Here is a 14,147-nt window from a genome sequence, read left to right on the forward strand (position 1 = left end):
ATGCCGATCTTCATGGTGCTTCCCTTCTCTTAAAGCCTGCTAGGTACACCTTGTTCGGTACCAGGTAGGCCGCTGTGCGGCACTGAGGTAGTGCCTGAGTGGTGTACGGCGATCAAAGTACGAGAAGTGTTCCTGGTTACGGCAGGCGGCGTTGGGCAGTCCACGGGAAGTTGGCCAGAGATCAAAAGCCGTTATTGCTGCACCTGCCATGTGTGCAGAGTGTGAGCGAAGCGGCTTGGCTGGTTCCGCCGCCAACCTCGCCTACTGATGTGGCTTTCGGCGGCTATCCCGATAGGCCTAGGCGAGGGGCGGCCTCGTCGAGCAGCTGACGGAACCTGGTCCGGCGCGTTGGCTGGTACGCCACTGATGTACCTCGTGTTCCACATCTACGGTCTGGTGTTGCCCAAGGCCCGGCTGATGGTCAGTTGGGCGCCGTACAGCGAAGAGGAGACTACTTCGTGCGATTAAGAAACCATTGCGAGTGCATTCGCCGTCGGTTTGGCGTTGGTCGCCACCAGCCCTCAGACGGCGCTGGCGGACCCGCCGCCGAATGCGGAACCGCCTGAGGTCGCGGTGACCGCGCAGGACACATCGGGAGCAGCGGCCACCTGTCTTACCTACGCGTCGAAGCCCAACCACAGCGGCTCCCGGATGACGGGTACCGGGGGCTTCAGTTCATGCTCAGGTGGGCCTGTGGCCTGCACCAGCGAGGCGGACCTCGAGTTCTACAACAACTTCTCGAACATGTGGATGACGGCAGCAACCTCACGTCAGTCCAAGTGCGCGCCACCGCTGCGGTCGTCGACCGCAGCGGCAACCTGCGTGAACCACCCCAATGACCCGAAGGTTGGCTGGCGTACCACTACGGTCGGGGCCATCGTGAGCTCGAGCGGCACTACGGGCCATGGCACGGCAAACAGCTCCGTTCTGTACGTGCCCTGCGCGTAGTGGGAAATTGGGGGGCTTGTGGCAGTCGGGCTGATCCTCGCCTCAGGCCTTCCACTCGCCGTAGAGAGGATCGACCGTGACCTCGGACCACGACATGCTTTGGGCCCGCTGTGCGCGCCTGGGCCGTGTTCTGCTGCCACTGATGGACCAGGAGCCATGACGGCAGGCTCGTCGTCACGAGAACCTGCGGACCTGGGGCATCGGCACAGTCGAAGGCGAGCATTTGATCGAGGTTTTCGCGGCCCTGGCTGCCCACGCCGTCGCGGCTGAAGCTTCCGTGTCTGCCGCAGAATTCGACGCGCTGCCTCTCAGCGCCGTGGCGGATGCGGCGACTGGCAAGCGTGACATCGACCTGCTCGCGGGGCTCCCGGATACCTTCGCCGATGGTTGTGACGGACAGACCGTCGGCCTCTTCCGCTTGTACGCCTACAAGGGTGGGCAGTCCAGCCGCTGGCTCTTCCATCTGAGCAGGGAACTGCGCCATACGCTGATCGTCCTCGCCGAACGCTCACCGGTGCCGTCCCCCACGTGCGGGGACGTGTTCCGCCTGGCAGCCCAGGCCGGCCTGCCGCAGTGATCGCGGAGGCCAGAGGAATTACCGAGGGCTGACAGACTCGGACGGCGTGCGCGCACTGAGGTTCCCCCGGGATGCGGGGAAGGGTGACAGGGGGTCAGATGGGTCTCATGAGAGGAGCCCAGACGATGCCTGTCCCGGGCGCCGCCACGCGGCCGGGATACCCGAGACGGTGCAGTTCGCGACCAAGCCCCGCCTGGCCCAAGAGATGATCGCCGCCGCACTGGACGCCGGCATCACCGCCTCCTGGGCGACCGGCGACGAAGCCTACGGCCAAGATCCCCAGCTCCGCGCCGCTCTGGAGGCACGGGGCCTGGGCTACGTGCTGGCCGTCGCCTGCTCCACCCGGGTCCGGATCAACCACGGCCGCACCCCCGTCCGCGCCGACGTCCTCGTCCGCCGCCTGCCCGCCACGGCCTGGCAGCGACACAGCGCCGGGGCAGGGGCGAAGGGCCCGCGCTACTACGACTGGGCCTGGATCCACATCGGCAGCGACGCCCACCGCCACCTGCTGGTCCGCCGCAACCCGACCACCGGCGAACTCGCCTTCTACCTGTGCTGGTCACCCACCAAGGTGCCCCTGGCGGAGCTGGTCCGCGTCGCAGGTGTCCGCTGGAGCGTGGAGGAGTGTTTCCAGGCCGCCAAGGGCCAAGTCGGCCTCGACCACTACCAGGTCCGGAACTGGACCGCATGGCACCGGCACATCACGCTCGCCATGCTCGCCCTGGCCTTCCTGACCGCCGTCGCCGCCAGCGCGGCCCCGGACCGGCCCACCGACTCGACCCACCCCGCCCACTGCAGCGATCCGATCATGTTGACCGTCCCGGCACTGGCCGAGGCGGATGCGCCCGTAGCGGTGGCCGAGGCGGTGTCGCAGAGGAAGCCGGTGGGGCCGCGCAGGGCTGTGCCTCACCGCCAGGACGCGGCCGGAACCGAGGTGTAAGCACGGTCCGGCGTAGAAGAGCCGCGCCGCGGTGCCGGGCTGCCCCGCTTCGCGGACCATGCGGCCGTAGGCGGCCGATCCGCCGAGGTCGCACACCGAGGTGATGCCCGCCTTCAGGTAGTCGGCCAGCTGCTGGCGCACGTGCGGAACGCGCTCGGCCTCCGGCAGGGCCATCGCGTGGCCGGTCAGGTGAGTGTGGCTCTCCCACAGGCCCGGGGCGAGGTAGCGGCCGCGCCCGTCGATCACCTGGTCGTCGGCGTGGCCGCCGGGAGCGGCCGGAGTTTCCGCAGCAGTGGGGCGGATGTCGGTGAAGCGTCCGTCGGCGATGGTGACGTCCATACCGAGGCGGGGCGCGCTGCCGGTGCCGTCGATGACGGTCACGTTCTTGATGATCACTTGTGGTTCCCTTCGGAGATCTGTTTGTCCGGTGCCGCCGGCTACCGGGGTGGCGTGCCCGGTGGCGGGGGTCGGGTGTCAGGGGTTCAGGCGAGGCGGGGGAAGAGGCGCAGGGCGTTGTCGCGCTCGACGGCTTGCAGGTCCGGGCCGGTCAGTGTCGAGGTGAGTTCGCTGATGGCGTCGGCGATGAGCGGTTCGGGGGCGGCTGCCGCGTCGGTGCCGAACAGGATGTGGTCGATGCCGGTGACCTGCAGGGCGGGCAGGAGGGAGTGCGGGCCGCCGGCCATGGCGGTGTCGTAGTACAGGCCCCGCAGCTCGTCGTGCACGTGCTGCGGTGTGAGGGGGGTGTCCTGGGGGCCGGTGGAGACCGCGGTGCACGCCGCGATGCGCCAGGCCAGCGCGGGCAGCGGGCCGCCGAGATGCGACAGGATCAGCCTGAGACCGGGGTGGCGCAGGAACACCCCGCGGTAGAGGGCGTTGGTGATGTTGCGGGCGGTGTCGAAGGAAAACTCGACCAGCGAGGCGGGGCGGCCGAGAGCGAGTTCGGCGGCGTGTGCGCAGTCGGCGGGGTGGATGTGGACCGGCATGCGGCGGCGGTCGAGTTCGGCGAGCACCGGTTCGAGCATCGGTGACCCCAGGTAGTGCCCTGCGACGTTCGAGGTGAGTGACACGCCGTCCAGGTGCAGGGTGTCCAGCGCGTAGGCGAGCTCGTCGAGCATCGTCTCGGTGTCGTCACCGGGCAAGGAGGCGAATGCACCGAACCGGCCGGGGTGCTGCTCGGTCAGTTCGGCCAGCTCCTCGTTGATACGACGGCACAGCGTCCGCGCGAAGCCGGCGTCCTGCCCCTTGGAGGTCGCGGTGAACGGGACGGAGAGCACCTGCGTGGCCACCTGGTGCCGGTCCATGGCCGCCAGCGCGCCCTGGGGCGTCCACGACGCCGCGGCGAGAGCCGTCGGCAGCCCCTTGGCTCTGGTAAGGGCGGCCACGCTCCCGCCGAAGTAGTGGGCGTCGACATCAATGCGCTGGGCGGACATGTCGAGCACCTGTCAGTCGTGGGGTGGAGACGGCGGTCAGCGCGCACCGGGCGTCGTGCGACTGACCGCACCGCAGCAAATTACATACCTAATGCTATGCACATTTCATCCAGCATGTGCAACCCGCAAGGTATGCAAATCGCCTAGGATGCTTGACATGAGCAACCCGACACCGCCCGGACCCGACGACGAGACCCTTTTCGACCAGGTCGGGCCCGCCCTGTCGCGTCTGCGCCGCCGCTCACCCACGGGACGCCGGGACCTGACCCGCAACCTCGTGCTGAACGTGGTCGCTGACGCACCAGGAGAGATGACCGTCGGCGGCATCGCCGCTGAGATGGGTGTCACCCAGCCCGTCGCCAGCCGTACCGTCGCCGCCTGCATCGCCGACGGCCTGCTGCGCCGCGCCGCCTCCCAGGCCGACGGCCGCCGCACCGTCCTGGAACTCACCGAGGCCGGCGAAGCCGAACGACGCCGCCTGGCCTGCGAGCAACGCGATACCTTCGAACGCATCACCGCGGCATGGGATCCCGACGAACGCCGCCAATTCGCCCACTACCTCGTCCGCTACAGCCAGGACAGCGCCAACTGGTCAACACGGCGACACAACGCGACCTGAACCCGTTCACCGGCCAAAATCTGTGCGCGCAGACCTGGGGCCTGGCGGGTGGCCGGTCTCGGCGCGATCACCTGCCGGTGTTCGTCGGACTCGACGAGGGCGGTCCGGGCGCAGGCCCGGCGCACCAGCTCCCAGGCCGCCCCGAACTGGCCCCTGGCCCGTGGTCAGGAACTGTCCGGCAACGCACTGCCGATCGGCCGGGCTGGACGAGCCGGGTCTCGTAGGCGAAGACCACCGCCTCGACCCGGTCCCGCCCCCCGCGCACACCGCTGCCGGCCCCGGTCTGCGTCAGGTCTCCGTGAGCTTGGCGCCGAGGGGTGCCACGAAGCCGTGGCCCGCTTGCCACCGCTCGATGGTCGTCTCCAGGAGGGCGCGCACAAACCCGACGAGGTCCAACTCGGGGTTGAGCAGCCACTGGATCTCGATGCCGTCGAGGAGTGCGACGAGTGCTCGGGCCTCTTGTTCGACCCGTTCCTCGGGAAGGGCGACCTGACCGGCCTCCTGAGCCTCGCGCAGGTGCGTGGCAAACTCGGCCACCACCTTGTTGTACCTGGCGACGAAGAATTCCCGTGCGGGATGCTCGGGATTCGACGCCTCCGTGGCAAGGGTCAGGAAGAGTTCGATGAAGCCACGGTGAGTGGTGTGGTACTCCATCAGCGTGCAGATGGAGCGAAAGTACTCCAGGCCCGTTCCGCTGAGCACCACCGCTTCGCGGTCCCAGTAGTCGAGGACAGCGGTGAGCAGCCCTTCCTTGTCCCCGAAGTGCTTGATCAGCGCCGCGTTGGTCACGCCGACCTCCGCCGCGATGTGGCGCAGGGACCCTGCCGCGTAGCCGTACTGGGCGAAGATTTTTGCAGCCGCCTCCACGATCTGCCGTCTGCGTTCGATGCCCTTGCGGTAGGGGCCTCGTGATGACTCCGAAGCCTGTTCTGCCATAGCCAGTTGGCCCTTCCTCGTTGTGGTCCGATGGCGCAGTCCCAGCGCAGTTGGTCTTGGACGCGGTTCGCTCCTTCAGGTCCGGCATCCCGGGTCGGCTTGCCGAGCAGGCATCCGCACGGCTCCCCTTCGCAGCAGCCCCGCTGCCGATGCGTCCGTCGACCCGGCAATGTGGCTCGCGGCCCGGCGAGGATGAATCCGTCTCGGCGTCGGCAGGCGGGCGGCAGCGGCCGCGGGCCTGGCCTCATCGCACGCCGCCTCCCGCGACCTGTCCGCAACAAGGCGATCTGCCGCCCTCCACGCGGTGGGACACGTGTCGGCATCCGGCATGTCCCCTCCCCGCAGCACTCTGTCGCCGTGCCAGATCTGAACATCGTTCGCCGAACCGGGCGAAAGGGAACGGTGTCAGATCCTGTCGTTCATCCCCTTGCCCAAAAGCTACCACTCGCTTACTGTTCCGAAAAGTAAGCGGGTGGTTTCCATGTGATGCCCGCCACGTCAACCGTCTGCCTCGCGCCGTCAGCGCCGCCGGTTCAAGATCACACAGGAGTTCTCCAGGTGCCCTCATCGACTCCGACCGACACAGTCCAAGCCGCGAACTCCCGTCTCGGCGTGGGGTTCCTGGGCGCGGGCCCGGTGACGCAGGCGATCCATCTGCCGACACTCTCTCGACTCACCGAGTTGTTCACCGTCGCCCATGTCATGGACGTCGACGCCGATGTCGCCTCTGCGGTCGCCGCCCGAGTCGGTGCCCGGCACACCCCCTCGGTGGAAGCCCTCCTCGCGGACCCGGGCGTGGATGTCGTCGCGGTCTGCAGCCCGCACCGGTTTCACGCGGAGCAGGTCATCGCCGCCTGCCGGGCGGGAAAGAAGGCCGTGCTGTGCGAGAAGCCCTTCGCGGTCTCGGTCGAGGAGGCCGCCCAGATCTCCGCGGTGTCCGCGGAGACAGGGGTGCCGATCGTCGTCGGGGCCATGCACGCGTTCGATCCAGGGTGGCTCGCAGCCGAGCAGCTGTGGGGCGACCTGCCCAAGACGGCCCACACCCTGCGCTCCTCGATCGTGCTGCCGCCGAACGCCCGCTTCGAGGACTTCGCGACCGAGGTCATCGCCCGCCCCAGCGCCAATGAGCCCGACACCACCGACCCGACGGTCATCGCGGCCACGCTCGCGGGCGGCATCCTCGGCCTGGCGATCCACGACCTGCCCCTCGCGCGGCGCTTCGTGCCCTGCTTCGACGACCTCGCGGTCCTGCGCGCGGAGGTCGTCGAACCCGTGGGCTACATCTTCCTCCTCCGGGCCGGCGGCCGAACTGTCGAGCTCACCGCCCAGATGTCCTCCGGCGCGAGCGCCGCATGGAAGCCCGACTGGACGTTCGAGGCCATCGGCCCGGATTCGTCGCTCAAGGTGACGTTCACGCCGTCGTACGTTCAAGCCGGCTCCGCTGTCGCCGAACTCACGGCACGCGGCCGTACCACCATCGCGGGTCCGTTCGGCCACAACGGCTACGAGGGCGAGTGGCGGCGTATCGCCGGAATCCTCCGGGGCACTGATCCGGCGCCCGGCGCGCCAGCACTCATCGACGACCTGAGCTTCGCCCTCGCCATCGCCGAGGGCGCCCGGACTCACATCCTGGAGGCTGCAGCATGACCGTCGCACTCACCGTCGACACGACGCAGGTCCCGGGACTGGCCGAGGTCACCGCCTCGCTTCCCCTCTCACTCGCCCCTGCTTCCTCGCCTGCGCAGCTCGCCGCCGTCACAGGCGCGCCCGGGTGGGCCGAGCGCGCCGAGGAGGCGTTGGCCGGCGGGGCCGTGGCCGTCGTCGTGGAGTCACCCTCCGCGGACAACGGAGCCGCACGGCTCGGGGTGGAAGCCGCCGCCCACACCGTGCTGGGCTGGGCCTTCGCTGCCAACCCCGGCGTGCTGGCAGCCGGCGACGCCGCCGGTCCGCTGCGGGAGCGAGCCGTTTTCGCCGACGCGCAGCTGCGTGTGCCTGCGGGCACCGATCTCGACGCCGCGATGCTCGACCTGCTCACCGCGACATCCCGCGTGGCCGGCGCCTTCGGCCTCCGCCGGACGCTCCACCGGGACCGCGACGGATGGCATGCTGCAGGCCGCCTCGACACGGGTGCCCCGTTGAGCCTCTCCGTCGTCGTGAGCAACGCCGCGCCCGCCTCGTTGCGGCTACGGCTGCTGACGGCGGACGGCGGTCTCACCGCCGCCGTTCCGGCACCGGACACGGCCGCACCGGCCGAAGTCCGGATCCTCACACCTGACGGTGAACGCCTCCTGCCCACTCTGTGGGAAACATCCCGCCGCGCAAGCTGGCGGCGGGCCGTGGCAATCGCCACGGGGGCCACCGTCTGCAGCGACGTCGCCGAACTCCACCGCATCACCGCACTGGCCGTCGCACTGCGGGGCTGAGGTCACGCCGTTCCACCGCCGCCACTCTCCATGACGAAGGACCAGCCATGAACCCATCCCGAACCGCGTTCACCCGCCGCGGCTTCCTCGGACTCGCCGCTGCCGCTGCGGCCGCGCCCACCCTTTCCGCCTGCGGCGGCTCCTCGTCCTCCAGCAGGAACAGCATCGAGTTCTGGGACATGCCGTGGGCCACGCCCGCGTACAACACCGCAGCGAAGAAGATCACGCAGTCGTACGTCCCCGCCTCGGGCGACCTCAGAACGAACTACCAGATCATCCAGTGGAACAACTTCTACCAGACCTTCTCCTCGGCCATCGCCTCCAAGACAGGCCCGGCGGTCTCCACCGGCGCCGGCTTCCAGGCGTTCCAGTTCGAGCAGCAGGGGGCGATCGCGCACGCGGACAACGTCATCGATGCCCTGAAGAAGAACGGCCAGTACGACGACTTCCTCCCGGGCGTCCTCGAACCGTTCAAGTCGGACAACGGCTACGTCGCCGTGCCGTGGCAGATGGACATGCGCGTGTTCTGGTACCGCAAGTCCCTGCTGGACAAGGCCGACGCCGCTGTCCCGACCGACTGGCCCTCACTGCTCCAGGCAGGCAAGGCCCTCAAGAAGGCGGGCGCGATCGGGTTCTGCACCGGCTCCGGCGCAGGCAACAACATCGGCAACCACTTCCTCATCGCCATGATGCTCAACAACGGCGGCGGGGTCTGGACCCCCGACGGGCACGTGGACCTGCTGAACGACCGCAACGTCGAGGCCGTCGAGTTCGTCCGCGAACTGGTCTCGAACGGCGTCATCGATCCCGGGGCCGTGAGCTACACGACGAACAACATGGACGCCCAGTGGAAGGACAAGCAGGCGGGCTTCGGGCTGTACGTGCTGGGCCTGCCGCAGCGCGTGGGCGACACCTCGGGGGACATCATCGCCGCGAGCCCACTGACAGGACCGCACGGCGACAAGGCGGCCCTCGTCTTCCTGAACAACATCATGATGTACAAGAACACCCCGTCCCAGTCCTCGTCCGAGGCGTTCCTCGTCTACTACCTGGGCCGTATCAAGCAGCTGTGGCAGCAGAACCTCATGAACTCACTGCCGGTGTTCAAGTCCATCACCGCACTGCCCGAGTTCACCAAGGACGCGAACAACGTCAGGATCCTCAAGGAGTACCAGCCGATCGCCAAGACGTCCGCCGCCCGCGGCACGGCCCTCAGCGCCAACCTCGCCGTCCTCGACGGCGGCCAGGCGATCAACCAGTTCACCCAGACGGTCCTGGGCGGCAAGACGGACGCGAAGAGCGCACTGCGCACGTTCCAGTCCGGCCTGCAGTCCGTCATCACCTCCTGACGGGAGCCCCTTCCATGACCACCACGACGAACGGGCTGGCCAAGGCCCGCCGCGGTGTGGCCCCCGGCGGTCCTGGCTGCGCCCCGGCGAAGCGTCATCCCACCAGCCCGCTCAGGGCACAGGCGACCAGAACGTTCTTCTGGCTCCTGCTGCCCTCGGTACTCCTGCTGGTTCTGATCAACGGCTACCCGCTGGTCTACGCCGCGATCCAGGCCACCCACAGCGGCTCGCTCATCGACGCCGGCCGCTTCGTCGGCCTGGAGAACTTCACACACGTCCTGACCTCTGCGGCGTTCTGGAAGGCTGCGGAGTTCACCGTGGTGTTCACGATCGTGGGCGTGTTCGGCTCGTGGCTCGTCGGCCTCGGCCTCGCCCTCCTCCTGCGCACCCGCATCCCTGCCCGCGGCGTGTTCAAGATCCTGCTGCTCCTGCCGTGGGTCGTGCCGATCGTGGTCTCCTCGACCGCGTGGAACTGGCTCGTCGCCACCCCGCAGAGCCCCGTCCCCGCCCTGTTGCACTCCCTCGGCCTGGGCACACCGCTCTTCCTCGCCGACCCCACCCTCGCTGCCGTCACGGTCTGCGTCTTCAAGGTCTGGGTCAGCTTCCCGTTCATGATGATGATGTCCGCCTCCGCGTTGGCCGCCGTCGACCCCAGCGTCTACGAGGCGGCGAGCATGGACGGAGCCGGCCGCTGGCAGCAGTTCACCAGGATCACGCTTCCGCTCATCGCACGCTCCACGTACATCTCGTGGATCCTCATGACGATCTTCTGCGTCAACGACTTCCCGACCATCTACCTGCTCACCGGTGGCGGCCCGGCCGACGCGACCAACTCACTCGTCGTGTTCGCCTATCGCACCGTGTTCCAGAACTTCCAGACCGGCCCCGGTGTGGCTGTCGCGTTCCTCATGACCGTCACCCTCGTGGTCGTCTCCGCCGTCCTGTACCGCCAGATCCGAAAGTCGAGCGTCGAATGAGCACCGTCCTGCACACCCAAGCCGCTGAAGCGGCCGACGGGGCCGCCGCAGGCGGCTCCCCCAGGCGCCGCACCGTCTTTGAGGCCGAAGTGCGCGGGCGCTGGTGGCGCTTCGCCCTGATGTTCGTGATCACCGCCGTCGTCCTCGTCCCCATCGCCGTCGTGGCCGTGCTCGCCTTCACCCCCGGCGCCACGAGCACGACCACCGGTTTCACATTCGAGAACTTCACCAACGTCTTCACCCAGACCCTGGCATCCACCTGGCTCGGCAACAGCCTCCTCGTCACGCTGGTCACCGTCGTCGTCTCCGTCGCGGTCGCCGCCCCGGCCGGGTATGTCCTGTCCCGCGGACGCTCAAAGGCCGTCTCGGGCTACTCCCTCCTGCTGTTCGTCATGCAGTCCCTGCCGGTCATCACCTCAGTGGTGCCCCTGTTCATCCTGTTCGCCGACCTCGGCCTGGCGGACCACCTGCTCGGCGTCATCATCGTCTACGTCGCCTCGACCATGGCCGTCGCAACCTGGATGATGGCCGCCTACTACGACTCGATCCCCGTCAGTCTGGAGGAGGCTTCCTGGATCGACGGCTGCTCGGTGTTCGGCTCCTTCCTGAGGATCGTTCTGCGCAACAGCCTCCCAGGGGTGCTCTCCACCGCGATCTTCGCCTTCCTCCTCGCCTGGAACGACTACCTCGTCGCCATCGTGTTCCTGCGCACCGACGTCAACTTCACCCTGCCCATCGGCGTCGAGTCCTTCTTCCAGCAGAACACCACCGACTGGGGCTCCGTCATGGCCCTCGCCGTGGTCATGATGCTCCCGCCCGTCGCCGTGTTCGCCACCCTCAACAGGTACTTCAGCGTCGGCGGCATCGGCGGCTCCCTCGCCGGCCGCTGATCCCGAGCCCGCACGAACCTTCTCTGCGCACCACCACTGCCGAAGGAACACTTCCCCATGGCCTGTTCAGTCCAGCTCTACACCGTCCGCAACGCCATCGCCGACGACCTTCCCGGGACCATCCGGCGCCTGGCCGAGATCGGCTACACCCAGGTCGAGCCCTACGACTTCGCACGCCTTGCCGACGCGCTGGCCGACGCGCTCACCGAGAACGGCATCAGCGCCCCGACCGGCCACGCCCCCCTGCTGTCCGGGAACCAGGACGAGATCTTCGCAGCCGCTCAGCGCCTCGGCATCGGTACCGTGATCGAGCCCTACGTCCCGGCCGAACACTGGCAGGATGCCGAGACCATCCGGCACACGGCCGCCGGGCTCAACCAAGCCGCCAGGAAGGCCGCCGAGCACGGCATCCGCGTCGGCTACCACAACCACGACTGGGAACTCTCCTCGAAGATCGAGGGCAGCACGGCGCTCGAGTTCTTCGCCGCTCTGCTCGACCCCGAGCTCGTTCTCGAGATCGACACCTACTGGGCCGCGGTCGGCGGCGAAGACCCCGCCGCACTGCTGGAGCGGCTCGGCGGACGGGTCGTTGCGCTCCACATCAAGGACGGGCCCGTCAACACCGACGTCCGAGCCCAGCTTCCCGCAGGCCAGGGCTCGATGGACATCTGGGATGTGATCGCCGCGGCGAAGTCCCTAAAGGTCCGCGTCGTCGAGTTCGACGACTACGCGGGCGACATCTTCGACGGCGTCACCGCCTCGCTGCGCTACCTCCAGGCCGGCGCCCCGGCGGTGCAGGGGGCCGCGAAGTGAGCCGCCGCACGCTCGGTGTCGCAGTCATCGGGTACGCGTTCATGGGCAAGGCCCACTCGCAGGCCTGGCGGAACGTCCGCGCGTTCTTCGACATCCCGGCCGCCGAACAGAAAGTGCTCGTCGGCCGGGACGCCGAGCAGGTCTCAAAGGCCGCGGAGCACTACGGGTGGGCGGAATCCGCAACCGACTGGCAACAGGTCATCGGCCGCGACGACATCGACATCGTGGACATCTGCGCCCCGGGCGCGCTGCACGCCGAGATCGCGATCGCGGCCCTCAAGGCCGGCAAACACGTGCTCGTGGAGAAGCCCCTGGCGAACACCATCGCCGAGTCCCAGGCCATGGCCGCGGCCGCAGGGGCCGCACGGAACAACGGGATCCAGTCGATGGTCGGGTTCAACTACCGACGCGTGCCGGCCCTCGCCCACGCCCGCCGGCTCATCGCCGCCGGCCGTCTCGGCACCGTCCGCGAGGTCCACGCGTCGTACCTGCAGGACTGGCTCGCCGACGAAGCCGCACCCATGACCTGGCGGCTTCGCAAGGAGACAGCCGGATCCGGAGCCCTGGGGGACATCGCCTCCCACGCGATCGACCAGGTCCAGTTCCTCCTCCGCGACACCGTCACCGATGTCTCAGCACGCCTGCACACCTTCACCCGCCGACGCCCCGGTCCCGACGGGGTCGAGGACGTCACGGTCGACGACGCCGCCTGGGCCACGCTGAGCCTGGCCGGCGGAGCCGTCGCCTCCGTCCACGCCTCACGGGTGGCCCTCGGACGCAAGAACTCGCTGCGGATCGAGATCTACGGCTCCAAGGGGTCCCTGGCATTCGACCTCGAACGGCTCAACGAACTCCAGTTCCTCGACGCGACAGCGGGTCCGGCCGAAGAACAGGGCCTCCGGCGGATCCTCGTCACCGAGCCCGGGCACCCCTACATGGACGCATGGTGGCCTGCCGGCCACACGATCGGCTGGGAGCACACCTTCACCCACCAGGCCCGTGACTTCCTCACGGCCATCCGCGACGGCATCCCGCCCTCACCCTCGTTCGAAGACGGGCTGCAGGTCCAGCGCATCCTCGCCGCGATCGAGGCATCCGCTGCCACACCCGCCACCGTGCACCTGTAGAGCACGCGAAACACCCCCCTTCCAGCCGCTGCCTCCCCCGCAGTCCCGCTTTCGGCGAAGACCGACCACGCGAGCCGACAACCCCCCGGAGAGCACCCATGCCCCGCCCCTTCACCCTCTTCACCGGCCAATGGACCGACCTGACACTCGAGGAGGTGGCCCGGTACGCCTCCGACTGGGGCTACGACGGTCTCGAGATCGCCGTCTCCGGCGAGCACCTGGACGCCTGGCGATGGGACGACGACACCTACATCGCCGAACGCCTGGACATCCTCGAACGCCACGGCCTCAAACTCTGGGCGATCTCCAACCACCTCAAGGGCCAGGCGGTGTGCGACGACCCGATCGACTTCCGCCACCGGACCATCGTCGGCTCCCGGGTGTGGGGTGACGGCGACCCCGAGGGCGTCCGGACCCGCGCCGCGGAGGAGATGAAGAACACCGCCCGCCTCGCCCGCGCGCTCGGGGCGAAAACCGTGGTCGGTTTCACCGGATCGAGCATCTGGCACTATCTGGCGATGTTCCCGCCCGTACCGGCCGAAACCATCGAGGCCGGCTACCAGGACTTCGCCGAGCGGTGGAACCCGATCCTGGACGTCTTCGACGAATGCGGCATCCGGTTCGCCCACGAGGTCCACCCGTCCGAGATCGCCTACGACTACTGGTCCACCCAGCGCGCACTGGAAGCCATAGGACACCGGGAGGCATTCGGCCTGAACTGGGACCCCTCCCACATGATCTGGCAGGGCATCGACCCCGTCGCCTTCATCACCGACTTCGCCGACCGGATCTACCACGTCGACTGCAAGGACACCCGCATCCGCATGGGCAACGGCCGCGCGGGAATCCTCTCCTCCCACCTGCCCTGGGGAGATCCCCGCCGCGGCTGGGACTTCGTCTCCGCCGGCCGCGGTGACGTCCCTTGGGAAGACGCCTTCCGCGCCTTGGCCGCCATCGGCTACCAAGGACCGATCAGCATCGAGTGGGAGGACGCCGGCATGGACCGTCTCTACGGCGCGCCCGAAGCCCTCACCGCCCTCAAGAAGTACGACTTCGCCCCCGCCAGCGCCGCCTTCGACGCCGCCTTCGGCAAGCAGAGCTGACCTCCTGCGCGGCTG

At 68.6% G+C, this 14,147-nt stretch carries 12 protein-coding genes and 1 pseudogene; 11 read left to right on the forward strand and 2 right to left on the reverse strand.

Annotated elements, in window-relative coordinates; translation table 11 throughout:
- The first annotated feature begins 1,171 nt into the window (after nucleotides 1-1,171).
- Together ASC60_RS32055 and ASC60_RS32060 are read left to right on the forward strand one after the other, a co-directional pair.
- Nucleotides 1,172-1,525: a hypothetical protein gene (locus ASC60_RS32055; RefSeq protein ID WP_055557142.1), complete on the forward strand. Its 354-nt coding sequence runs from the start codon at nucleotides 1,172-1,174 to the stop codon at nucleotides 1,523-1,525.
- A 46-nt stretch (nucleotides 1,526-1,571) separates the two neighbouring features.
- Nucleotides 1,572-2,252 (forward strand): annotated as a pseudogene (locus ASC60_RS32060) (IS701 family transposase); the annotation flags it as partial.
- A 695-nt stretch (nucleotides 2,253-2,947) separates the two neighbouring features.
- Here ASC60_RS32060 and ASC60_RS32065 read toward each other — a convergent pair.
- On the reverse strand, nucleotides 2,948-3,895 hold the full coding sequence (locus tag ASC60_RS32065) for an amidohydrolase family protein (RefSeq protein ID WP_055557228.1): 948 nt from the start codon (nucleotides 3,893-3,895) through the stop codon (nucleotides 2,948-2,950).
- Nucleotides 3,896-4,052: 157 nt separating this feature from the next.
- Between ASC60_RS32065 and ASC60_RS32070 the strand changes: the two genes are divergently transcribed.
- The gene (locus ASC60_RS32070; RefSeq protein ID WP_055557144.1) at nucleotides 4,053-4,514 is read left to right on the forward strand and encodes a MarR family winged helix-turn-helix transcriptional regulator; all 462 of its coding nucleotides are present in this window, start codon (nucleotides 4,053-4,055) and stop codon (nucleotides 4,512-4,514) included.
- Nucleotides 4,515-4,802: 288 nt separating this feature from the next.
- On the opposite strand, the gene ASC60_RS32075 is transcribed toward ASC60_RS32070, so the two are convergent.
- Entirely contained in the window at nucleotides 4,803-5,450 is a 648-nt protein-coding gene (locus ASC60_RS32075) for a TetR/AcrR family transcriptional regulator (protein WP_055557146.1), read from the reverse strand.
- 558 nt (nucleotides 5,451-6,008) lie between these two features.
- Between ASC60_RS32075 and ASC60_RS32080 the strand changes: the two genes are divergently transcribed.
- The 8 genes from ASC60_RS32080 to ASC60_RS32115 all read left to right on the forward strand — a co-directional run bounded on the left by ASC60_RS32080 (nucleotide 6,009) and on the right by ASC60_RS32115 (nucleotide 14,132).
- On the forward strand, nucleotides 6,009-7,097 hold the full coding sequence (locus ASC60_RS32080; protein ID WP_199831102.1) for a Gfo/Idh/MocA family protein: 1,089 nt from the start codon (nucleotides 6,009-6,011) through the stop codon (nucleotides 7,095-7,097).
- Nucleotides 7,094-7,873, forward strand: a complete 780-nt coding sequence (locus ASC60_RS32085) for a hypothetical protein (RefSeq protein ID WP_055557150.1) — start codon at nucleotides 7,094-7,096, stop codon at nucleotides 7,871-7,873. The genes ASC60_RS32080 and ASC60_RS32085 overlap by 4 nt, the downstream gene beginning before the upstream one ends.
- Nucleotides 7,874-7,920: 47 nt before the next feature.
- Nucleotides 7,921-9,222: an ABC transporter substrate-binding protein gene (locus ASC60_RS32090; RefSeq protein ID WP_055557152.1), complete on the forward strand. Its 1,302-nt coding sequence runs from the start codon at nucleotides 7,921-7,923 to the stop codon at nucleotides 9,220-9,222.
- Nucleotides 9,223-9,236: 14 nt separating this feature from the next.
- Nucleotides 9,237-10,199, forward strand: a complete 963-nt coding sequence (locus ASC60_RS32095) for a carbohydrate ABC transporter permease (RefSeq protein WP_055557154.1) — start codon at nucleotides 9,237-9,239, stop codon at nucleotides 10,197-10,199.
- Nucleotides 10,196-11,089: a carbohydrate ABC transporter permease gene (locus tag ASC60_RS32100; RefSeq protein ID WP_055557156.1), complete on the forward strand. Its 894-nt coding sequence runs from the start codon at nucleotides 10,196-10,198 to the stop codon at nucleotides 11,087-11,089. The genes ASC60_RS32095 and ASC60_RS32100 overlap by 4 nt, the downstream gene beginning before the upstream one ends.
- A gap of 57 nt (nucleotides 11,090-11,146) precedes the next feature.
- The gene (locus ASC60_RS32105; protein WP_055557158.1) at nucleotides 11,147-11,902 is read left to right on the forward strand and encodes a sugar phosphate isomerase/epimerase; all 756 of its coding nucleotides are present in this window, start codon (nucleotides 11,147-11,149) and stop codon (nucleotides 11,900-11,902) included.
- Nucleotides 11,899-13,029, forward strand: coding sequence for a Gfo/Idh/MocA family protein (locus tag ASC60_RS32110; protein WP_370592994.1), 1,131 nt, complete (start codon nucleotides 11,899-11,901; stop codon nucleotides 13,027-13,029). The genes ASC60_RS32105 and ASC60_RS32110 overlap by 4 nt, the downstream gene beginning before the upstream one ends.
- Nucleotides 13,030-13,127: 98 nt before the next feature.
- On the forward strand, nucleotides 13,128-14,132 hold the full coding sequence (locus ASC60_RS32115) for a sugar phosphate isomerase/epimerase (RefSeq protein WP_055557160.1): 1,005 nt from the start codon (nucleotides 13,128-13,130) through the stop codon (nucleotides 14,130-14,132).
- Nucleotides 14,133-14,147: the final 15 nt, after the last annotated feature.

Origin of the sequence: Streptomyces sp. NBRC 110028 (assembly GCF_001417735.1) — a bacterium.
In the GTDB taxonomy this organism is placed as follows: Bacteria; Actinomycetota; Actinomycetes; order Streptomycetales; family Streptomycetaceae; genus Streptomyces.